This is a genomic window from Alkaliphilus peptidifermentans DSM 18978 (assembly GCF_900101495.1).
Taxonomy (GTDB): Bacteria; Bacillota; Clostridia; order Peptostreptococcales; family Natronincolaceae; genus Alkaliphilus_C; species Alkaliphilus_C peptidifermentans.
On sequence record NZ_FMUS01000021.1, the window covers coordinates 13519 to 36558 of the forward strand.

21 protein-coding genes and 2 riboswitches are annotated in these 23040 nt (G+C 33.1%); of the genes, 7 read left to right on the forward strand and 14 right to left on the reverse strand.

Annotated elements, in window-relative coordinates; all coding sequences use genetic code 11:
* Window positions 1-184 precede the first annotated feature (184 nt).
* The 10 genes from BLP68_RS14325 to BLP68_RS14370 form a co-directional block, all read right to left on the reverse strand.
* Window positions 185-652, reverse strand: coding sequence for a nucleoside recognition domain-containing protein (locus BLP68_RS14325; protein WP_091545181.1), 468 nt, complete (start codon window positions 650-652; stop codon window positions 185-187).
* Window positions 649-1074 carry a nucleoside recognition domain-containing protein gene (locus tag BLP68_RS14330; RefSeq protein ID WP_091545182.1) on the reverse strand — a complete coding sequence of 142 codons (426 nt, stop codon included), beginning with the start codon at window positions 1072-1074 and terminating at the stop codon, window positions 649-651. Before BLP68_RS14330 ends, BLP68_RS14325 begins: the two co-directional genes overlap by 4 nt.
* A gap of 315 nt (window positions 1075-1389) precedes the next feature.
* Window positions 1390-2103, reverse strand: a complete 714-nt coding sequence (locus tag BLP68_RS14335) for an ABC transporter ATP-binding protein (RefSeq protein WP_091545184.1) — start codon at window positions 2101-2103, stop codon at window positions 1390-1392.
* Window positions 2096-2872, reverse strand: a complete 777-nt coding sequence (locus BLP68_RS14340) for an ABC transporter ATP-binding protein (protein ID WP_091545185.1) — start codon at window positions 2870-2872, stop codon at window positions 2096-2098. The genes BLP68_RS14335 and BLP68_RS14340 overlap by 8 nt, the downstream gene beginning before the upstream one ends.
* Window positions 2869-3765 carry a branched-chain amino acid ABC transporter permease gene (locus BLP68_RS14345; RefSeq protein ID WP_091545187.1) on the reverse strand — a complete coding sequence of 299 codons (897 nt, stop codon included), beginning with the start codon at window positions 3763-3765 and terminating at the stop codon, window positions 2869-2871. The genes BLP68_RS14340 and BLP68_RS14345 overlap by 4 nt, the downstream gene beginning before the upstream one ends.
* An 11-nt stretch (window positions 3766-3776) precedes the next feature.
* Window positions 3777-4655: a branched-chain amino acid ABC transporter permease gene (locus BLP68_RS14350; RefSeq protein ID WP_091545189.1), complete on the reverse strand. Its 879-nt coding sequence runs from the start codon at window positions 4653-4655 to the stop codon at window positions 3777-3779.
* Window positions 4656-4766: 111 nt separating this feature from the next.
* The gene (locus tag BLP68_RS14355) at window positions 4767-5957 is read right to left on the reverse strand and encodes an ABC transporter substrate-binding protein (RefSeq protein WP_091545190.1); all 1191 of its coding nucleotides are present in this window, start codon (window positions 5955-5957) and stop codon (window positions 4767-4769) included.
* 229 nt (window positions 5958-6186) lie between these two features.
* Window positions 6187-7104 carry a homoserine O-acetyltransferase MetA gene (gene metA, locus BLP68_RS14360; RefSeq protein WP_091545192.1) on the reverse strand — a complete coding sequence of 306 codons (918 nt, stop codon included), beginning with the start codon at window positions 7102-7104 and terminating at the stop codon, window positions 6187-6189.
* Window positions 7105-7123: 19 nt separating this feature from the next.
* Window positions 7124-8410 carry a homocysteine synthase gene (locus BLP68_RS14365; protein ID WP_330389180.1) on the reverse strand — a complete coding sequence of 429 codons (1287 nt, stop codon included), beginning with the start codon at window positions 8408-8410 and terminating at the stop codon, window positions 7124-7126.
* Window positions 8411-8512: 102 nt separating this feature from the next.
* Window positions 8513-8615, reverse strand: a riboswitch (SAM riboswitch).
* 119 nt (window positions 8616-8734) lie between these two features.
* A riboswitch (SAM riboswitch) is annotated at window positions 8735-8841 on the reverse strand.
* A gap of 154 nt (window positions 8842-8995) precedes the next feature.
* On the reverse strand, window positions 8996-10378 hold the full coding sequence (locus BLP68_RS14370; protein ID WP_091545196.1) for a Na+/H+ antiporter NhaC family protein: 1383 nt from the start codon (window positions 10376-10378) through the stop codon (window positions 8996-8998).
* Between the two features lie 233 nt (window positions 10379-10611).
* Between BLP68_RS14370 and BLP68_RS14375 the strand changes: the two genes are divergently transcribed.
* Genes BLP68_RS14375 through BLP68_RS14385 form a run of 3 tightly spaced genes read left to right on the forward strand, consistent with a single transcriptional unit; the run spans window position 10612 to window position 13130 of the window.
* Window positions 10612-11121 carry an RNA polymerase sigma factor gene (locus BLP68_RS14375; RefSeq protein ID WP_091545197.1) on the forward strand — a complete coding sequence of 170 codons (510 nt, stop codon included), beginning with the start codon at window positions 10612-10614 and terminating at the stop codon, window positions 11119-11121.
* Between the two features lies 1 nt (window position 11122).
* Window positions 11123-12100 carry an anti-sigma factor family protein gene (locus tag BLP68_RS14380; RefSeq protein WP_091545199.1) on the forward strand — a complete coding sequence of 326 codons (978 nt, stop codon included), beginning with the start codon at window positions 11123-11125 and terminating at the stop codon, window positions 12098-12100.
* Window positions 12084-13130, forward strand: a complete 1047-nt coding sequence (locus BLP68_RS14385) for a hypothetical protein (RefSeq protein ID WP_091545201.1) — start codon at window positions 12084-12086, stop codon at window positions 13128-13130. Before BLP68_RS14380 ends, BLP68_RS14385 begins: the two co-directional genes overlap by 17 nt.
* Window positions 13131-13340: 210 nt before the next feature.
* Here BLP68_RS14385 and BLP68_RS14390 read toward each other — a convergent pair whose 3' ends face one another.
* Window positions 13341-13679, reverse strand: coding sequence for a YddF family protein (locus BLP68_RS14390; protein WP_091545202.1), 339 nt, complete (start codon window positions 13677-13679; stop codon window positions 13341-13343).
* Between the two features lie 96 nt (window positions 13680-13775).
* Window positions 13776-14465, reverse strand: a complete 690-nt coding sequence (gene rluF / locus BLP68_RS14395) for a 23S rRNA pseudouridine(2604) synthase RluF (RefSeq protein ID WP_091545204.1) — start codon at window positions 14463-14465, stop codon at window positions 13776-13778.
* Between the two features lie 263 nt (window positions 14466-14728).
* Here rluF and BLP68_RS14400 point away from each other — a divergent pair, with 263 nt between their 5' ends.
* Complete coding sequence (locus BLP68_RS14400; protein ID WP_091545207.1) at window positions 14729-16102, forward strand: pyridoxal-phosphate dependent enzyme; 1374 nt, start codon at window positions 14729-14731, stop codon at window positions 16100-16102.
* 76 nt (window positions 16103-16178) lie between these two features.
* Here the strand turns inward: BLP68_RS14400 and BLP68_RS14405 are convergent, their stop codons facing one another.
* Window positions 16179-17843 (reverse strand): diguanylate cyclase, encoded by a 1665-nt coding sequence (locus BLP68_RS14405; RefSeq protein WP_091545208.1) that lies wholly within the window; start codon window positions 17841-17843, stop codon window positions 16179-16181.
* Window positions 17844-18098: 255 nt separating this feature from the next.
* Here BLP68_RS14405 and BLP68_RS14410 point away from each other — a divergent pair, with 255 nt between their 5' ends.
* Window positions 18099-20042, forward strand: a complete 1944-nt coding sequence (locus tag BLP68_RS14410; protein ID WP_091545210.1) for an HD domain-containing phosphohydrolase — start codon at window positions 18099-18101, stop codon at window positions 20040-20042.
* Window positions 20043-20182: 140 nt separating this feature from the next.
* Window positions 20183-21334: a baeRF7 domain-containing protein gene (locus BLP68_RS14415; RefSeq protein ID WP_091545212.1), complete on the forward strand. Its 1152-nt coding sequence runs from the start codon at window positions 20183-20185 to the stop codon at window positions 21332-21334.
* Here the strand turns inward: BLP68_RS14415 and BLP68_RS21995 are convergent.
* Window positions 21326-21529 (reverse strand): hypothetical protein, encoded by a 204-nt coding sequence (locus tag BLP68_RS21995; RefSeq protein ID WP_091545213.1) that lies wholly within the window; start codon window positions 21527-21529, stop codon window positions 21326-21328. The genes BLP68_RS14415 and BLP68_RS21995 overlap by 9 nt on opposite strands.
* 121 nt (window positions 21530-21650) lie before the next feature.
* On the opposite strand from BLP68_RS21995, the gene BLP68_RS14425 reads away from it, so the two are divergent.
* Window positions 21651-22973: a hypothetical protein gene (locus tag BLP68_RS14425; protein ID WP_091545215.1), complete on the forward strand. Its 1323-nt coding sequence runs from the start codon at window positions 21651-21653 to the stop codon at window positions 22971-22973.
* Window positions 22974-23040: the final 67 nt, after the last annotated feature.

Below are 23040 nucleotides of genomic sequence, written 5' to 3' on the forward strand. Positions count from 1 at the left end.
CTTGTATTATCATTAATACCAATATTTCACCTTTTTAAAACACTATTTGATATATTATGACAAATTTCGATATAATAATTATATCCTAAAATGTAAAAAACAGCTATTGCCAATAGCTGCTAACTTATCTATAATTTTCAATTAATTCTACAGAGGATTTTTTTATAAGCTACTGGTTTTATTATTAATTACTGTCAACTTGGTTTAATTCACTTAAATCACCCATTGGTATTCTCTTAGATAATACATATGTTAATATAAATGCAGCTATTATCCTTGTCCCCAGCAGAATAAAGCCATTGGCACCTACTGCAACAAAAATAAGAGTATCCTCAAAGACTGCATGACATGCTACTAAAAAAACAGTTATCAATGTTAAATCCCGTTTTGTAAGGTTACCTTCTTTGGCAGTTTGAATTATAACTCCTGCACCATATGAGAGTCCAAAAATAAGGCCTACCAAGAGGGGGAGCACCGATTCATTAGATGTCTTGAATATTTTCGCAAGAAAGTTAAAGGGCTGAGTAATTTTATCTAGTACTTTGAAGTCTTTAAGAATTTGAAGTGCAATCATGATAGGGATTATTATAATGGCTATCGAATAAACTGAGTTAATACTTCCAAATGCTGCTTCTCTTATAATATTAATCATAGAATTGCACCTATCCTTCCTATTACTACTCCTGAAGCTATAGCTAAGCCTATCCTAATGAGAACAACCTTCGTTACACTAATTCCTAATTTCTTAGAAACTGCTGTTTCTATTAATAATGAGTGAGAAAAAGAAAGCATCATAGCTATAACAGTAATTTCTAATGTTGTTAATTGAATTGCATTTATGGCGCCAACAGCAGCATACAAGTTAAGTATATTTCCTAATACTAATATGATGGCAGCTTCACCAGGCAAATTAAAAATAGCCATCACTGGTCTAAATATATCTGCAATCCAGTTAATAACTGGTGTGTATTGTAAAAAGGTTATTACAAAATAAACAGGAATTATAACCTTTGCAAGCATCCAGGTGGTTTCTATCCCCTTCTTAAATCCGATTTTTATAGAATTTACAAGCATAAATATTCATCCTTTCAATCTGACGGTCTTTTTAGCAGCTATTAAAAACAACTAGTATTAGTATAACAGAGGTTCTTTCACTTCTCCATAGAAAAATAAATCAATTTCTTTTACAATATAAGCATGTTTATTTTTATTTGCAAGGCTTTCCTTCAATGACTTTAATATATTTAAAATTTGTACACAGTAAAAAAAGCTCTCAAAAGGAGGCCACTGAAAAAATCCCGGGTTGAGTCATTCTGAATGAAACAAAGTGGAATGATGTCAGTGTACTCCTAAAAAAGCCTTCTTGCTTTGTGAAACTTCATATAAAATTTAGCTATGTTTAATTTTTCCAAGATATGATTCTAGGATGCTTCCATCCTTTAATAATTCTTTGGCATCACCTTGTTTTTTTATTTTTCCTTGTTCTAATACATAGGCCCTATCAGCAATAGAAAGTGCTTTATAGGCATTTTGCTCTACCAATAGAATTGTTTTATTCATTTTTTTTATATCTTCAATGATTTTGAATATTGTCTTTACTAAAAGTGGTGCTAAGCCCAAGGAAGGTTCGTCGAGCAAAATTAAGTTTGGATTACTCATAAGTCCTCTACCCATAGCCAGCATCTGCTGTTCTCCTCCACTTAGTGTTCCTGCCATTTGATTAATTCTTTCTTGTAAACGAGGAAATAGATCATATACTGTATTTAAGTCTTCATCTATTTTCATTTTATCATTTCTTAAGTAGGCTCCCATCATCAAATTCTCTCTAACTGTTAAGTTAGCAAAGATCAATCTTCCCTCTGGAACCTGACAAATCCCTTGTTTTACAATATTATAGGGTGCTCTTGTTAGTCTTTTCCCTCTAAAAGTTATAACACCCTCCTTTGGCTTTACAGTTCCAGAAATAGCATTAAGAAGGGTTGATTTACCAGCACCATTTGACCCTATTATTGAGACAATCTGTCCCTCTTCTACTTCTATGTTGATACCCTTTAGAGCATGAATACCTCCGTAATAAACATTTAAATTTTCTACCTTAAGCAAGCGTAACCTCCTCCTCCCCAAGATAAGCTTCAATTACTACTGGATTTGTCTGAATTTCTTGTGCATTTCCTTCCGCCAGCTTTCTACCAAAGTTTAAAACAGCTATTTTGTCACATATGCCCATTATTAAATCCATATGATGCTCTATAACAAGAACCGTTAAATTAAACCTATCTCTATTTTCCTTAATAAGCTCCATTAGTTTTATTGTCTCTTCAGGATTCATTCCTGCAGCGGGCTCATCTAAAAGTAAAAGTTTAGGTCTAAGGGCAAGGGCTCTTGCAATTTCAAGCCTTCTTTGGAGACCATAGGGTAGGTTTCCAGCAATTACATCTTTTCTATCGGCTAAACCCATTATTTCCAATAACTCATTAACCTGACTATGGAGCTTCCTTTCTCCCACCTTAAATTTACGATTTCTAATGATTGCATCAAGAATTGTATATTTTGAATTATAGTGACACGCTGTTAGTATATTTTCATAGGTAGATAGTTTTTTGAAAAGCCTTATATTTTGAAATGTTCTTGTAATACCAATATCGGCTATCTGATAGGGTTGGAGTTTTGTTATTCTTTGTTTTTCAAATAGTATTTCACCCTCAGTGACCTGATAGATTCCTGTTATTAAGTTGAAAATAGTTGTTTTTCCAGCACCATTAGGACCAATCAGTCCATAAATACTATCCTTTTCAACATTAAAGTCTACATTACCCACCGCTGTTAATCCACCAAATTTCTTAGTAACATTTTTTATCTCGAGAATGTTCATTGTTTATCTCCCCCTAATGTTTTCTTAGTATTAAATATTGAAAAAATACGAGAGACAAGTTTTTTTATATTTCCATAGGTTATTTCATATCCACCCATCAAACCCTGTGGTCGTGTAATCATAATAAAAATAACTGCCATTCCATAGATTACTAATCTCCATTTTGCAAAGGCTCTTAATATCTCTGGTAAGGATGTTAATACTATAGCTCCAATTATACTTCCTGATATACTGCCTAAGCCCCCAAAAATTACAATGATGGTTAATTCAGTGGACTTAATTAGTTGGAACATTTTAGGCTGTATAAAGCCCGTATAATGGGCCAGGAGTCCACCTGCTACTCCCGCATAGGCTGCACTAATGGCAAGAGATGTCATCTTATATTTAAAAACATTTATACCAATAATTTGCGAGGCAAGTTCCTCTTCTCTAATAGCCTTCATATTTCTTCCATGCCTTGATCTGATTAAATTAACTAATATAACTACACCAATAATATTTAATATAAGAACATTAGTTAAATTAGTGTATAGTGGTATACCTGGCCAGCCTCTAGCTCCACCAAAATATTGAACATTATCTAATATTAATCTTATGGCCTCACCGAAACCTAAGGTTGCTATACAGAAGTAATCGCCCTTTAAGTTTAATGTCCATCTCCCTATAAACAAGCTGACCAAAGCAGCACCCATTGCCCCAATCATCAATGAAGGAATAAAGGGCAACCCAAATTTAATGCTCATGGAGGCTGTTACATAAGCCCCAATAGCCATAAATCCAGCATGTCCAAAGGAAAATAAGCCTGTAAAGCCAGTAAGTAGAGAAAGGCCAAGTACAGCTAATAAATTTATTCCCGACAATATAAGAATCCCTTTAACATAAAACCAGTCCATCCTGCCACCCCCTATGCCTTATCTTCAGTTACTTTACCCATTAACCCTCTAGGACGAAAAATAAGTATCAATATTAATAATACAAATGAGATAAGATCTCTATATTGTGAAGATATGTATCCTGCTGTTAATGTCTCTATCGTTCCAAGGAGTACAGATCCTATAACTGCTCCAGGAAGGCTCCCAAGTCCGCCAAAAACTGCTGCAATAAAGGACTTCATTGTAATAAATCCAATTTGTGGATATACAGTGTATTTCATTCCAAAAAGAACTCCAGCTATCCCTGCCAATAGCCCACCTAGCCCAAAAACTATAAATATAATTCTATCTGTATTAACTCCCATTAGTACACTTGCCCTTCCACTATATGCCGTTGCACGGATTGCCATACCCGTTTTGGTTTTCTCTATAATGAAGATTAAAACTGCTAAGCTAAAGGCAGAAACCCAAAACATAGTTAAATCTAATCTTCCAATTGATATACTACCAATGGTGTAGGGTGTTGCAGAAAAAACTCTAGGATATGTTCTAAAGTTAGGCCCTATAGTTGCAATGACTATATTTTCTAAAAAAATGGAAGCCCCCATTGCTGAAATAATAAAGTACAAAAAGGGTGCATTTCTATTTCTCAAAGGCCGATATGCTACCCTCTCCAATACCACTGCCACCATAGCCGCCCCAACTGCAGCTAAAGCAAAAGCAATAATAAATGGTAATTCTATAAGAGTCATTGCAAAAAAACCTAAATATGCACCGATCATTATAACTCCACCGTGGGCGAAATTACTAAAATTCATAATACTATAAACTAAAGAATAACCTACCGCCATAAGGGCATAGACACTTCCGATAGATAATCCATTAATGACTTGCTGTAAAAAGGTAGCCATAATATTCCCCCTTTGAAATAGCCTTCCTTTGCTTAAACTGTATAAAATAATTATTGAACAGAGAAGGCTACCCCTTCTCTGTTCAATACTAAATTAATGCATAACATCAACTTACTTTGCTGAATATTTTTGTTGGAAAACGTATTTGCCATCTATTATCTTAATAATTGCTGCTTCTTTTCCTTCGGGATTATGGGTTTCCTTACTAATATTTATTTGTCCAGTTATTCCTTGGACCTTTGCAGTTTCTAATGCGTCCCTAATTGCTACTGAATCAGAGCTTCCAGCATTCAAGATTGCCTTTTCTAGCAATTTTATTGCATCATAGGCTAAATATCCGTTTAATTCAACTGGCAAGTTGTATTTTGCTGTATAAGTAGCTTTAAAATCTTGAACCTCAGGATCATCGAAGTCCAAATGATTAACAAAGTAGCTTCCTTCTACTGCATCAGCTGCCATTTCTAATAATATATCTGATGGCCATCCGTCTCCACCCATTAATACAGCGTCTATTCCTAACTCCCTAGCCTGATTTGCACTTAATGCAACTTCCTTAAAGAAGTATGGCATAAATACTACCTCAGGATTTGCTTCTTTTATTTTGCTGAGTTGAGGTCTAAAGTCTACATCGCCAAACTTAAAACCTTCTTTGGCTACAATCTCTCCACCCTTTTCTATAAAATACTTCTCAAAAAACTCTGTTAGTCCCTGAGAATAATCGTCAGCTACATCATATAAAACAGCTGCTTTTTCGAATCCTAAAACATCATAAGCATAACCAGCAGCTACAGCTCCTTGATATGGATCTATAAAACAAACTCTAAAGTTAAATGGCTTAGTATTACCCTTTTCATCTATAGTAACCTTAGGGTTTGTTGCTACAGTTGCGATATTTGAAACCTTCATTTCTTCTAAAACTGATGAAATAGCTATGGCCTGCCCACTGGCATTGGGTCCTACAATTGCAACAACCTTATCTTGGGAGGTTAATCTTCTAACAGCATTTACAGCCTCCATAGCATCTCCACGGGTGTCGTAGCCAATTACTTCTACTTGTTTACCAAGCCAACCACCCTTCTCATTAACTTCTTCTATTAACATCTTTACGGTATTTAACTCACAGGTTCCCCACACCGCCTGATCTCCAGTTAATGACCCTATCCAACCGATTTTTATTGTGTCAGAACCCTCAGCTTCATTTTCTTCCGAGGAAGTATCTGTACTATTCGTTGTGCAGCCTGTTAAAATTAGTCCTAGCACCAATAATGCAATTAAGGCTAGAACAAAAATGTTCTTTCTCATTATTAATCTCCCCCTACATTAATTAATTTTTAATCGATTAAGGCTATAAATAAATACACCTTAAAGATTTAATTATAATTATGCCTGTCTATATAATTTAATACTTAATTTATGGGCTTCGTTAAAATAAATTTTCCAAAAAATTTATACATATAAAAAGAGCATTTACGATAAAAAGCCACCCCAGTAGCTTCAACTAAAGGGGGTGGCTTTAAAGATATAAGTGGTTTTATTCAATTTGATCTATATCATAGGGGGTTTCTTGATAAACATAGTAGTTCAACCAATTTGAAAACAAGAGATTTGAATGTCCTCTCCACCTTACTATGGGCTCTTGTGTGGGATCATCTTTAGGAAAATAGTTATATGGTATACCAATAGGTGCTCCCTTAATAATATCCCTATCATACTCAGCTTTTATAGTTAAAGGATCATATTCAGAGTGACCTGTAACGAATATTTGTCGTCCGTTTTTTGATATAACCAAATATACACCGGATTCTTCAGATTCAGATAGTAATAAAAGATTATCTACCTCTTCGATATCTCTTTTTCTAATTTCTGTGTGTCGAGAATGGGGAACGAAGAATTCGTCGTCAAATCCCCTCAGCAGCTTTACATTTCTTTCGGATAATTTGTGCTTAAAAACTCCAAATATTTTTGATTCCAAAGGATATTTGGCTATTCCATGGTGGTAATATAACCCTGCTTGAGCACCCCAACATATATGCAGCGTTGAAAATACATTGTTTTTACTCCACTCCATTATTTCAGTTAGCTCTTTCCAATATGTTACATCTTCAAATTCCAATTGTTCTATTGGAGCCCCAGTAATAATTAGACCATCAAACTTTTTATTTTTTATCTCCTTAAAGGTGGTGTAAAATTTTTCTAGATGCTCTTCAGGAGTATTTTTAGACTTATGAGATTCTGGATGAATTAATACAATATCCACCTGTAAAGGTGAGTTCCCTAATAATCGTAATATCTGGGTCTCTGTAGCAATTTTTGTTGGCATCAAATTTAAAATAGCAATCCTCAAAGACCTTATATCCTGGTGAAATGCATGACTTTCATCCATAACAAATATATTCTCCTTTGTTAGCATTTCTTTAGCTGGAAGACCATCTGGAATTTTAATAGGCATTAGATTTCCTCCTATCTAATTATTCTATTGCTTTATTTAGTGCTTGGTCTAAGTCTCCGATTAAATCTTCTACATCCTCTAATCCTATTGAGAGCCTTACCATATCTGGGGTAACTCCAGCTGAAAGCTGTTGTTCCTCAGAAAGCTGTGCATGGGTTGTGCTGGCTGGATGTATAACTAAGGATTTTGCATCCGCTACATTGGCAAGTAACGAGAAAATTTCTAAACTGTCAATGAACTTCTTACCTTCCTCAACTCCCCCCTTTATTCCAAAGGTAAATATTGATCCCGCTCCCTTGGGCAGGTATTTTTTTGCTAAAGCATTGTATTTACTATCCTCTAAACTAGGATAGTTTACCCATGAAACTGCTTTATGTGTGTTTAGGAAATTTATAATTTTTTGTGTATTGGAAACATGCTTTTCTACTCTTAGGGACAATGTCTCTAGTCCTTGTATTAGTTGAAATGAATTAAAGGGACTTATGCAGGCTCCTGTATCTCGCAAAAGCTGTACTCTAGCCTTGATAATGTAGGCAGCTGCACCAAAGGCTTCAGTATATTTTATACCATTATAGCTTGGATCTGGCTCTGTAAGCCAGGGGAATCTACCGCTATTTTCCCAATCAAACTTTCCTGCGTCAATAATTACTCCACCTATTGTTGTACCATGGCCTCCGATGAATTTTGTTGCTGAGTGAACAATAATATCAGCTCCGAATTCTATAGGTTTAATAAGGTATGGAGTACCAAAGGTATTATCTACAATAAGAGGCACCCCGTTGGAATGAGCAATTTCAGCAACAGCTTCTATATCGATCAAATTAATACCAGGGTTGCCAATTGTCTCAATAAAAATTGCCTTTGTTTTATCATTGATGGCTCCTCTAAAGTTTTCAGCATCGTCAGGATTTACAAAGTTGGTTTTAATACCTAATCTAGGAAGTGTTGTTGAAAAAAGATTATAAGTACCTCCATATAAGGTGCTTGCAGCCACAATTTCATCTCCTGCTCCTGCAATATTTAAAATAGCATAGGTTATGGCTGCTGAGCCTGATGCTGTTGCTAATGCTCCTACTCCACCTTCAAGCAAAGCGATTCTTTGCTCAAATACATCGGTGGTGGGATTCATAATTCTGGTATATATATTACCAAATTCCTTTAATCCAAATAGATTGGCAGCATGGTCGGTATCCTTAAATGAATAGGAAGTGGTTTGATAAATTGGTACCGCCCTGGACCCTGTTGTTGGATCAGGCGTTTGCCCTCCGTGTAGTTGTAATGTATCAAAGCTTTGCTTTTTACTCATTATTATCTCTCCTTTATTTTTAAAATTATTTGATGTTTAAGGAGAATTCTAAAATAAAAAATCCTCCTTCGACATGAAAGAGGACTATATTCATAAAATCCCCTCACATCTCCCAGTATTCTAACTGTCGGAATTAGCACCGTTACTAAAATTAGCCGGTTGCCGGGTTTCATAGGGCCGCTCCCTCCACCACTCTGGATATGAGTTTCATAGTTATTTAGTTTAAGGTCAAGCAACGTCTTTAACTCCATTAATCACATCCTTTCCATAGAAAATATAAAAGCCTCTTTCACAGGGAAAGAGGCAAAATAAACTAATTCTGCTCTCTCATCTGTCGATACAATGTATCGCAGGAATTGGCACCGATGCTATAGCTTATAGCCGGTTGCCGGGTTTCATAGGGCCAGACCCTCCACCTCTCTGGATAAGAGATAATTTTCATTATCTTTATAATATTCAACTATTAAAAATAAGTATAATAGGCATTAAATACATTGTCAATATATTTTTTGATATATTGACAATTTTTTTATACAAAACCAATCGGAGTACTATGAATTGTTATATTTACTAATTTTTCTATAATCAAACTCCTGTTGTCGCCTTAATACTAGGCTGTCTCTTAACCTTTATTATATTAGAAAGAAGTATTGTAACTATTGGTGAAATATAACAAAGTATAGCATAGGGCCCATATGAAACTGCAGATATTCCTGATATGGAAACTATAATAAGGGCATTTACATTCCATGGCATAAGGGGTGCAATCACGGTACCGGTATCAGATATTGTCCTTGCCAGTACCGAGCTATCTACACGTAATGCTTCATATTTATCTCTTAATAAACGTCCAGGTAAAACAATACCAACCGTTTGATCACAGGTCACTATAGTCAATATACTACTGATAAAACCAGTTTTTAGTATTAGCCCCCCTTCCGAATGAATTGAAGAGATAATTTTGTTAATCATTGGTTTAATAATACCCGACTTCTCTAATATGCTACTTAATGATATTGCACCAGCAACAATTAATACAACCTCCACCATCGAAATAACACCACCACTAACTAAAATACTATTAAGCATGGTTGAAGAAGTGTTTCCTTTGTAGCCCCAAATAATATAGTGAAAAACTGATGAAACCGATATTTTCTGTAAAACTGCACTGGCAATTATACCTCCCAATAATCCAATGGAAATTGTATAAATAGTCTTTATTCCCATAATAGATAAAAATATTATGAGTATAGGTAACAATAAAAGCCATGGAGAAATATTAAATCCCTCAATAATAGCTGATTGATATTCCATCAAGCTTCCTAAATCCGTCTTTATTGAATAATTTATTCCAATATAATAGTACCCTAATGCAGTAATCACATAAACTGGAGCTAGAGTCACCAGCATAGTTCTTAAAGCTTCCTTGTACTTAGTTTTTGTTGTAGTGAGGGTAAGGTTCAGTAACCCAGAAATAGGTGAGATTTTATCAGCAATGAAGGCCCCAGATACAATGGCACCTAATAATATATGGGGGGGTATACTAAACCCCTTTCCTATTCCTAGTAAAGCTATTCCAATAGTACTGATGGTTCCTATAGCAGTTCCCATAAAGATTGCTGAAATAGATGTAATGAGAAAGGATGCCAGTAAAAAGTTCATACCCTTCATATACTCAAGTCCATAAAATATCATGGCCGGCACAACCCCTGAAGACATCCAAACTGAGACAGTAGCACCTATTAATAATATTAGCAGATATAGAATTCTACATTCAATTAATCCAGTATATACCATACCCCATAGTTGACTATATGAGAAGCCTTTTATGTGTAGAATAAATACCATTAGTAAAATGCTTCCTAAAAAGCCATATAGTAAAGAGATACCTAGATATATACAGCCAGCTATAAGGCCTAATACTATTGTTAAAATAATATATGTGTCCTTTTTTGAAACCTTACCCATAAGCTCATCCTCCGATTTGTAACATACTTCCCATTGTTCAATACGAAAATTCCATATAAGTATTATACGGTATTTTATAGTTTAGTTAAATATAAATGTTCTGAAGTTATTTATTTGGTAAAATCTGTACTTGTTTTAATAAGTATTTTTATTTTTTGTAACTTATAGAGAATATGGTAGTCTATAATAAGGAAATACATTTGCTGGCCAGCAATTAGAAAGGACAGATTCAGTTGAATAAGGACTTTACAATTCTATACCAAAAATATAAGGAACCAATATTTTCATACATATACTATCTTTCAGGTAACCGTACTATTAGCGAAGAAATTTGTCAGGAGGTTTTCTTGAAGGTATATCTACATATTGATAATTTTCAAGGTCGTTCCAGCTTTAAAACCTGGCTATATAGAATTGCAAAAAATACCTATCTTAACTTTATAAAGAAGAGAGAAAATGTAGTCTTCTCAAAGGACGTTGGCCAGCTTGACGAAAAACTCATTGATAGCAGTTACACTCCCGAAGACCATCTTTTAAATGTTGAAATCAATGAAATGATTCAATCAGCCTTAAAAGAGATGGGTGAAAAATATAGAACCTTTATTATACTTAGAGATATACAGCAGCTTACCTATCAAGAAATAAGCGAAATTACTGAAACAAATCTTAACTCTGTAAAGGTAACCATTTATAGAGCACGAGAGGAATTTCGAAAAATATATATTAGATTGGAGGAAAAGTAATATGAGTTGTCAATATAATAGAAAGCTTCAAAAATATTTAGATGAAGGACTTTCCTCTAAAGAAATGCTTGAGGTGGAAGCTCATATTGAGGAATGTCATGATTGTCAAACAAAGCTAGATAGTTTAATCGAGGAGCCTGTAGTAATTGTAAAGGAATCATTGAATATTGATGATGAGGTACTTATAGATAGAATTAAAGCCCATCGAAAGGGAGTACGTCGCATTACACTTTATGGTGTTTTGGGTTTTATCTTGGGGCTATTTTCCAGGTACTATACCACTGATCCATTTATTGTGACTAAGGCTCTTATGGCTTTACCCTACAAATTAGCTGAATTTGCATTAAGTCCTTTCTTTTCTAAAAATGCTATCTCTCCTTGGGATCAATGGCATTACAGAGTAACAATGGGTTTTGGATATTTTCCATACCATCCAATTTTAGGTGCAGTTGTGGAATTTATTACACCTGCTATTATTGTAACTTTTATTGCTATTATGATAGGACATTTGGTTAGCGATAAACGTGTTTTTAGGCGAAAAAATATAGTTAAATTCATTCTTGCTGGTATTATTGTCTTTAGCCTTTGGATTGGAGTAGTCCATATAATTTATAGCCGTACTATTACTCAAATAGAAGAATTAAATGGAATAAAATCTGTAATTATTTATGAACGGGATGAAAGAAGTACCAGCTGGCTTATTAAAATTGATCAGTATAATTTGGGGATAGAAAATCACGCAGAATTTTTAAGTGATATTTCTAATGCTGAAATAATAAACAGTACCTATTATGGTGAAATAGGAAGCACAGGCTACGAGCTTGCCTTTGAATTCAATGGAGGTGGTCGGATGATTGGTCAGTTAGACGAAAGTGGAGCATTTATTATGCAAAATAGAAGACTTTATCAGTTATCAGAGGATACAATGAACCTATTAAAGCAAATTGTAGGGAGGGACATCAATGAAGAGAAAAATTGATAAATTAATAGTACTGGCAGCATTAAGCTTATTGGGCTACTATTTAGGGTTGTCTATTTTTAGAGCCCCTGTTCATCGCTTACTATTAAATGTGCTTCCTCCAATGAATACTCGTCATTTACCTATGTATTATTCAGGTATATTTAGTATCGTTATAGTTGCTTCTTTAGGTTACCTACTATATACAGGCTTACTTGAAAGGCATTCCTTTAAGGATTGTAAAACCCAGTATATTGGTGGTGTTATTTCATTATTATTTCTACCAATTATTGTATTGGGTATCTTTAGAATTCATGCCATTGGCATAGTAAAATCAGCAGAGGCAACACCTCCAACCGGTATTATCATTGCCATTCATGAGGCTGATGCTAGCTTCAGGATTACAGAAACTTCAGGTATTATCTATGGTAAATCGATTGAGCTTTTAGAAGATACCGAAATACTAATTGATATTGGTAATGCAATACAGGAACTTAAAATTGATGAAGTGGTAAATAGGAATAAATCAGGAGATGCTACAATGTGGTTAACGTATGCTTCTCAAAAAAATAAGTGGTACTCAAAAATAATAAACTATGATGAAGGTAAGTTTTTAGAGTCTACTCAAAACGCAAATACGGTTAGATACGAAGGTAATTTATTGGCCGAAATAATAGATGATCAAATCCTTGAAGTTGGCGAATTAGATAATTTTCACCAGGGTAGGCTCATCCATATGGATTGGGTTGAAGGAGGAGGAAAGGATGAATATAACTTATCTGATGAGGATTATCAGCTCCTTATTTCATTAATGATGGATAACAAATTAATTACACCAGAAGCTAGTATAGTTGCCTTATTTAACCATTTACTGACAAATGGAATAACTCCTCAGGATAACCACATTTATGTTATTCAGCTTTTAAGCGACCAAAGTGATGGAAGACGATTACAGAACTTTATTATATATGATGATAAGTTAAAGGTGCTGCGTTTTGAGGGAGAGTTTTATAGCTCTGATTTAGAAAAAATAATCGAAAAGTACAATTAACAAAAAACATAAAAAATGATCCACCAGTTGGATCATTTTTTATTTAATAGGAAAGTTCTACTTTCCTATTAAATTCGGGGTTGTTAAGGGGGCGATCCCCCTTATGATCAATGAGGAGGATACAGCGAAGCGTCCTAAGGAACTCAGGGGTTCCTTTGGAAAACAAAAGCATTTTATCCATAGGTTTTAACGCATGAAATGCTTTTGTTCTCATTCTAATCTTTCCATAAGCTTTAAGCTGTAGCCAATATCTTCTATTTCACCTCTATTTAATATTGCGCCTTCAGGAGGCCTATTATTAAGCTTAAATACTATAGCCAATTGCCCTACTTCTTGATAAAATTGAATACGATTCATTGGAATATGTATTTTAAATAACTCTGACATTATTTCTGCCGTAGCTTCATGTCCTATAGCTGATATATATCCGTTATCTTTTATATAACTCTTAGCCTCATTAACCCCTATATCTTTTACAAGATATAACCCGTTAGTAGTGACAACTGCACCATTAAATAATGCAACAGGAAATTTTTTCTCCTCTTTCATTATTATTCCCCCATTCAAGCAAGCCATTAATAAATACTATACATTTCCTTAAGTATATCAAAAGCCTATAATACTAAGATAGTGTATTATGTAAATTTAGTTTATTAGCTTCATAATGTCATACAATTCTTTATCAGTTAAATTACGCCACTGTCCAGTTTTCAATCCATCTAGTTTTATATTCATAATACGTATACGTTTAAGCTTAACCACTCTATAACCAAAGACTTGACACATTCGTCTTATTTGTCTGTTAAGGCCTTGGGTTAAAATTATTTTGAATACCCTATCACTTATGGGGACTAATATACATGGTTTAGTTCTTTTACCAAGGATTCTAACTCCACCTGCCATACCTTCCATAAAGGAAGTAGAAATTCCTTTGTTTACTGTTACAATATATTCCTTTTCATGGTTATTTTCTGCACGTAATATCTTATTTACTATATCACCATCATTGGTTAGGAGAATTAATCCTTCAGAATCTTTATCTAGCCTACCAATTGGAAAGATACGATCAGGATGATTAACAAAATCCACAATATTCCCTTTAATATGCTTTTCAGTAGTAGAAGTAATTCCCACTGGTTTGTTCAGTGCAATATATACAGGCTTTTTTTTAACTCCAATAGGTTTATTATCAATCATTACTATATCACCAGACTTCACAATACTACCTATCTCAGATATAACATCATTTATCTTCACCCTCTTATCCTGAATTAACTTATCAGCCTCTCGACGTGAACATATACCTGTTTCACTTATATATTTATTAATTCTCATTTCTGCTCCCATCCTAACTAAAATAGTTCTCATTTCTGTACACATATATTATTGTACATCATGGATATAGAAAAAGCATTCTTTAATATTATTTCACATATATATTTGCAATAATCCTTTGTTTTCAATGGATAAAATAGTCCCCTCACTTGATAAGTATTAAAAACACTGAATTTATTGGTTGATTACTTATTTTTAGGGGTATATATTTAAATATTTGGTACATATCTATTAGTACTACATACTTTACAAGGAGGTATTCGATGAAAAATACTATTATCAACATGGTGGGTAAAACCCCATTGGTAAGAGCTGAAAATTTAGAAAAGGAACTTGGTTTATCAAAAATCTATCTTAAGCTGGAGGGAAATAACCCCTCTGGACAAAGAATTGATAGATTAGCACATTTATTAATAAAAGATGCTGTTTCGATAAACAAAAGAACTATTTGCATGGGCACCCATGGCCCCCTGGCAAATTCGCTGGCATTAATATCACAATTTTATGACGTGGAATGCGTGTTCGCCTTCCCTTCAAACAGTAAGGCATTAAAGAGCAAAGTATTTGAAAAGGAAAATATTAAGTTAATTGAATGTGGTAAGACTCAGTATGATTGTATTAATTATAGTAGAGATATAAGCGAAAAAAATGGATGGTATAACGCTACACTGGGAATGGAGAACAATATTCTGAATATGACAGCATTATCATTCATCGCAGATGAGCTTCATAAGCAAGTAGGTGGCGAAATAGATACTGTTTTTTCCCTTATGAGCTATGGTTTCTCAGTTTCTGGCCTTCATTTAGGCTTTAGACAGCTATGGATCAATGACCATATAAAAAAGCTCCCTAAACTTTATAACTGCACAATAAATGAGGGTAATATAATTTATGAATCCTACAAGAAGAATGCCTTGAAAATTCAGCCATTACCGAATGAAACTATTAAAGTTACAAAATATAACAGACATTTATTGAACTTCAATAGCTCCATATCTCAGGATGCCCTTGATTCTATATATGATGCCAATGGTAAAATTACAGGTATAAGCGAAGATGAGCTTGTGAAATACACAGATAAATTTAAAAAAATAGAAAATATTAAGTTTAGTACTGAAAATGGATATGCTATAGCAGGATTTATGAAGGAAGTAGAAAATGGTAATATATCAGAGGGTAATCATGTTATTTTATTAAATGATGGACGAGTAGATCTAGATGTTAGAAGAGTAAATAGAACAGATGTTGATATTCCAATTGAAGAGATTGTTAGTAATATAGATGAGTGGCTAATGGAATATACTGACCCAATTTACGAAATTAAAGAGGCATTAGAATCAGCATTTGAATCTGGCTTTGTTCTAATGGCCTATTATAATAATCAATTGGCTGGTATCTCAGTTATTGTTCACACTGGCTTTGATGAATTTATACCCACATATCATTTAGGATATATAGCCACAAAGCGAACCATTAAAGGCCGAGGAATTGCTACTCAGCTACTGAGTAAGGCTATTGAGCTTTCAACTGGTAATATATCATTGCATGTTGCTAGGGACAATAATAGAGCCATTAAGCTTTATGAGAAAATGGGCTTTAAAAAGTCTTATTTAAGAATGATACATCAATCAAGATAACTTATGATATAAAAAGGCAACTGGAATTCAGCTGGCTAAATTCCAGTTGCCTTTTTGATTTTAAATGCATTTTTTCTTAATCTGGTTTATTAAGTAAAACCTTTTCAATAAATATTCTAGTTATGTATGGGTCGAATTTTTTAGCTGCATTAATATACAGTTCTGTTATTGCTTCTTCCTTTGATAATGTTCTCCCAAAAGGTTTTATACTTATCATGGTATCGTAGGAATTGGCAATTGATAGTATTCTTGATTGAAATGGAATATCTTTTCCTTTAAGACCTTTAGGATAACCAGTTCCATCCCAATTCTCATGGTGGGCTAATACATATTCAGCTATCTTTGCCATCTCATTGGCTGAGCTTAATATTCTATAGCCTATTTCTGGGTGACGCTTAATTTCCTTCCATTCCTCCTCACTAAGCTCTCCCTCTTTATCTAATATCTCATCAGATATAACTACTTTTCCTATATCATGATATAAGCCTAAATCTTTAAGCTCCTTAATCTCTATAACTGATAAACCCATTGCCAGGCCTATGGCTTCGCATATTTCACTAACTCTTCTGGAATGTTCACTTTCTCTTTGATTCCTTTCAGCCAACTGCTGAACAATATTTCTAATCGTTTCTCTTCTCATCCTTGGGCTTTCAAATAACTTCCGTCTATACATGTGATCTTCTGCCTTTTTAAGGATATCCTCTATTTTTTCTTCCATATTTCTCTTTTCATGCCAGCCTATTGAAATAGAAAGTGCTAAGGATTCTATTTTGGTTTTTGATGATAAACATCTTATTCTCTCAACTATTTTTTCTGCATCATCGTAGCTAGTCTTAGGCAAGAGAATAACAAATTCATCCCCACCTAGTCTTGCAATTATATCATCACTTCTACACGCCTCCTGCATTATTTTTGCAGTTTCTTGTAATAACCTATCTCCTACGGCATGGCCAAAGGCATCATTAGTTAGCTTCAAACCATTAACATCTGCCATAACTATTGTAAGGGGTAAGTTCCTTTCGGTATCTAGCCTTTTTAATTCTTCGTCAAAATATCTTCTATTATACAGCCCTGTTAATTGATCATGGAAACTTAAATACTTAATTTCCTCTTGTTTAATGTCTTCATCAGTTACATCCTTAAGTACAAGTACTATCCCTTGAGCTCTCCCTCTTTTCCCCTCAATAGGTGAAATACTAATCATTATTAACCTCTCATTATTATTTTTAGAAATTATCATGTCTCGTTTTTGTAAATCTACTATGTTCCCTTTTTTTAGTAGGCTTTCAATAGAAGCCATATCTTTTTCACCAGTATATTGATTAATAATATTCAAAACCTCATTAAGCTCTTTTCCAAGAGCTTCCTCTCGTTTCCATCCAGTGATTATTTCAGCAGCTGCATTCATAATTCTAATTTTACCTTTTTCATCTGTAGCAACAATACCATCCTCTACTGAAAGAAGTATAGCTTTGAATCCTTCTTTTTCCTTCCACAAACTATCCTCAAGGGCTTCTTTATTATATCTGATGGTTTTTAAAAGATGAATGATGAAAATAAGCTGTACCAAAATTAATAAAGCTAAAATAAAAAATATAGTTGCATTTATGTAATGAGGCTTCACGGATTTATGTATAAATGCGGAACTCTCGTAGTAATCAGCTGCCCCTATATATTCAAGTGAATTATATAAAGATATAAAAATAGAAATTGTAAAGATTTCTTTTATGCTCTTTCTCATCAATTTCACCCTCTATTATAATAGATTTGTAAATAGTCACTTGTCTTCATACTGGAAAACTAAAATTGAAAATTTATTTTTATTTATACCCATATGTAGTCCTTACCAACTAATTTTTAGCTTAAACATAATATTACTCGCTAAATTTTTACATCAAATGACATTAAAGAATTTATATGTTGAAGAAAAATACTATATATTGTAATATATTAATATTGTAGTTTTTTGTAATTATTTATTTTAAGGAGTGAAGAAATGAAAAGTTTGCGAAGAACAATAGCTTTTATAATAATACTTGCTTTGTTAATACTTATTGCCATGAGCATGCTAAATTTTTTCTATATTAAAAGTGTATTTAATGATTTAGAAAAATTTAATGATTCAATTACTACACTTAATACTATTTACATAGAACTTGATTTACCTATCAAAGTAATAGATAATTTATTATACCAGCTTCCCATACATCCCACTATTAATTTCGAACATTTTTATAATCTGGCAGATTCAAATACTATCGATAATGTACAAGATAGAATTCAGCAGCTAAACAGTAAATTGCTTAAACTAAGTCAGGTAAATGAGGAATTGATAAATTCAACAGAACAGCTTAATAGTAGGCGTCTTTATAATATATTAGAAGAACTATCTTTAATTAATGATAGTGTAAATAATATTAATGAAAAAAATAACCAGCTTATTCATTTAGTAAGTGAGTTTACATCAAATTATCCCAATAAAGACTTAATAAAAGAAATAATTTATTGTTATGAGTCTACAAAAGAAGATATAAATACCACTATTATAAGCTATAACTCTTTTAGAAAAAAACTTACATTAGATTATATACATTTTACTTTTATAGCCTTCATAACAACATTAGTTATCATAGGTCTATTATCTACAATACTTGTAAAGTTTTTAATTTATAATATACCTTTTATAATTGAAGGTTTTATGATGTTATCAAGACATGACTATAACCATAATAATTTACCACAAATGCACGAATTTTTTTCTGAAGAAACTTCCACAAAAAATTTAGTACACAGTGTAATTCAAGAACAAAAAATTATTGATGAAATTAAATTAATATCAAGTAATGAATTTATTTTGGAGGATGTTCTAGATAGCATATTTAATATAATAAATAGTACCTTGAAAACAGATAGATTAGGTGTAGCATTTGTAAACTATAGCCAAGAAAAAATAATAGCCGAGCATGGTGTCTTCAAATATAACAATGTACTTCTTGGACCTGGTTTTGAAGTCAGCTTTAAGGATACATCATTGACTGAATTAATCCACAGCAAAAAACCAGCTGTTATAAACAGCGTGGAAAAGGAACTCCGAAAGCGACCCCATAGTAGACCTTTAAGGCTTTTATTGGATGAGGGTGTAAAATCAAATATGATAATACCCTTAAAAACAAATACAAATGTAATTGGATTTTTGTTCTTTAGCTCCATCAATGAAAATAACTACGATGAAAAATCTTTACTTCTTGGCAAAAACATTGCGTATGAGCTATCATCTATTATTAGCAAGACTTATTTAACACAAAAAATGTTTGCCAACGTTACAAAGACATTTGCTGATATAGTTGAAAAAAAAGATTATGAGACTGGTGATCATATAAAACGAATGACAAGCTATGCAAAAATTATCTCCCAAAAACTTATAAACCATGATAACGAAAATTATAGAGTTAAACAAAGCTTTATAAATGATATTGAAAATAATGCTGCTGTCCATGATATAGGTAAAGTTGCTATACCCGATAATATTCTTAACAAACCAGGCAAACTAACACCTGAAGAATGGCAAATTATGAAGGGTCATGCTTCTATTGGTGCAGATTTATTAGTAGGTTTAAAGGATAGTCTTCAAATCTTCAATAAGAACTTCTTTGAAATAGCCATTTATATAGCACGGTATCATCACGAGCGATGGGATGGTTCAGGCTATCCTGATGGATTGTCCAGAGAATCTATTCCCTTAGCAGCAAGGATAATTGCTATTGCGGATGTTTTTGATGCTATGTCTACCAAACGAGTGTATAAAGATCCATATACCTTTGATGCAACTGTAAAGTATATAAATGAGAATTCTGGAAGTCACTTTGATCCTGTCCTGGTTAACATCTTTAATTCCTCATTAAACGATATAAAAGAGGTATATGACAGTCAGAATTTATAAAAGAACCTTCCTTGTTGGAAGGTTCTTTTTTCATTCTATCAATGTTTACCTTGTATTTACTGGGGTAAGTAGTACTAATAGCTATAGATACTTATTATCTATGATATTACATATAAAAAACGAAACAAGGAGGTTAATAAATGACTTTTTTAACTAAGGATTTACTTGCTAGTTTGATAAAAGAAAATTACTCAGAAACGTGTGTGTCCATCTTTATACCTACCGCACAGGCAGGTAAAGAAGTAGTGGAAGGAAGCATAAGACTTAAAAATTTACTAAAGACAGCAAAGGGTGAATTAGAAAAGGAAGGTATATCGGCTAAAAACATCGAGGAATTATTGAAGCCCGCTTATGATTTAGTTGAAAATTCTATGTTTTGGAGTTATCAAAGGGATGGCTTATGGATTTTTATCAATAGCGAAGGCATTGATTATTATCGACTACCAATTAAGTTTCGCGAATTGGTGGTAGTATCAAAGGGTTTATATATACAACCACTTCTTCAGCTATTTTCTAAGGATGGAGAATTCTATGTTTTAGCACTCAGTCAACAGAAGGTTCGACTAATTCATTGTACTCAATATACATCTAAAGAGATTAACCTCGATGCCCTTCCAAGCAATATGTCTGATGCACTTGGTTACGACACCGATTCTGAAAAACAGCTACAACACCGAGTGGGAGGTTCAGACAGAAATGATATTATGTATCATGGTCATGGAACTGGTAATGAAGAGCATAAAAAGGATATTCATAAGTTTTTACAATTAATTAACGCTGGTTTACCGGATTATATTAAATCAAATAATGCCCCAATAGTATTGGCAGGTGTTGATTATATATTATCAATTTTTAGAAAAATGAATACATATAATAATATACTTGATAAAGGAATGTTAGGTAATGCAGATGAGTTAAGCCCAGTAGAGTTACAACGAAAAGCCTGGGAAATCGTCAGCACTTATTTTGATAAACCCTTGCAAGAATCTATAATTGAATATGATCAGAAGAAAGGCTCTGCTGAGGTCTGTAATGATATAAAAAAAATAGTTAACTACGCATACAACGGACAGATTAAAATATTATTTATAACATCTGGCATACACCAATGGGGAGCCTATGATCCTACAACTAGTAGTACTCAACTATATGGGGAGAAACTAACTGACTCCATTGACTTACTTAATTTCGCTGCAATTCACACCTTTCTTAATGGAGGTAATGTTTATGAGGTTACAAAGGAGGAAATACCAAAAAAATCCTTGCTCTGCAGTTTTAAGATACTAAAATAATGCTATAATCATGCCAATCAAAACCCTTCCTATAGTTTTTTTAGGAAGGGTTAGACTGATGAAAAACCCCCATCTTCTTCGTTGCTTCGAAAACCTAGCACCCTTACGTATTACGTATACGCTGCAGTCGCTAGGTTTTCTTGCGCCTTGAATCTGCGGTTTTTTGATCAGTCTGCATTTTGATGACTTTGTCATCAACCTGACCCTTCCTATAGTTTTTATAGGAAGGGTTTTTTATAAAAAAACATGGTAATAATTCCCTCAAACAATTAAATAATGTATACTTAAATTATAAAAAACAAAAGTAGGTGTTAGAATGAAGCCACTAAATAAATATTTTTATGGAACAATTGCTTTAAGCATTTTTTTAATACTTTTAGCCTCTTACATTATTAAAGACACTAATGTATCAAATACTGATATATTAGTATTTAATCGACAATGGTATGAAGAAGATAAAGAATATTTTTATACCTTATATAATCAGTTAAACTCTGATACCAATGCTTATGAAGTTTTATTTAACGAATATAAGGATTTATTAGAAAAAAAGGAAAAGGTATATGATAATGCTTATATAAGTAAAAAAGGATATTTGATATTTTCTCCAGAGCTTACTGACAATATTAATGCTCTAGCATTAGCAATTGAAGCTAGAGCTAAATTGTTATATGATGTAGTATCTAACAATAAAATACTACCAAAGGAAAGCTACTATCCTGAAGAGTTTCAATATACATTTTTCAAAGCAGAAAATGTCATAATGCTAAATGATTCAGATGATAATCTTATTGAAATCAAAGATGATTTTGACTCTTATGATTTTAAAGCAATTAAAGATTTCATTGAATCCCTTTCTATACCTGAGTATTGCTTGAGGGGAAAGAATATATTTTTTGTTAATGCTAAGAATAGAGATTTTGGTGCAATTCATGCTAATGGACAGATTATTATTTATAATTGGGATAACAATATTGATAGCCTTATTAAATTTTTAGCCCATGAGCTTGGACATGAGGTTGGTTATTCAATATTTGGAAGAGATTATTATCTTAATGAATGTACAGAAACTAAGCTTGCCTATGCTAATATATATGGTAAGAAATTAATTCCCGACCATTTCCTCCCCTGGGAAGAAAGATTATCCGAAAATTTTGCTGAAGATTTTGCCCTTATCTACGCTGGTAGCCAAAAATGGAGCTCCTGGGAAGGAGATAATAGCCTATATGTAAAAGAATTTATCGAAGATAGTCTTCAGCAGACTCAAATAGAAGATTTAATAATATTAAGGGATACGATTCATGTGAAGGCTGGTAAAGATACAACAACTTTTTTTGGAGGTTTTAATGATGGTAATATTTTTATTACAGAAAAAGATGAAATAGAAATAAATATAAAAGATATTAAAGGGGGGCCCTATACCCTATATGCTTATATTAAAGACGATGTAGTGGGTAATCTAGGCCGAATACCAATTGAAGATGATAAATTTGTTATTCCTTTAGGTGAAAATTTGCAGGAGGATGCCAAATGCATTACATATGAAATAGATTTTAAGCTATATTATTTTGAATCATTAACTAAGTATCATAGCTCCCCCTTCGGCAGAGTCAAAATACTCTATTCAAAGGATTTATAGAGTATGCATTTTAGTAATCCATGATTATCTATCATTAGATAACTTCTATCTTATGACCTACAGTAAA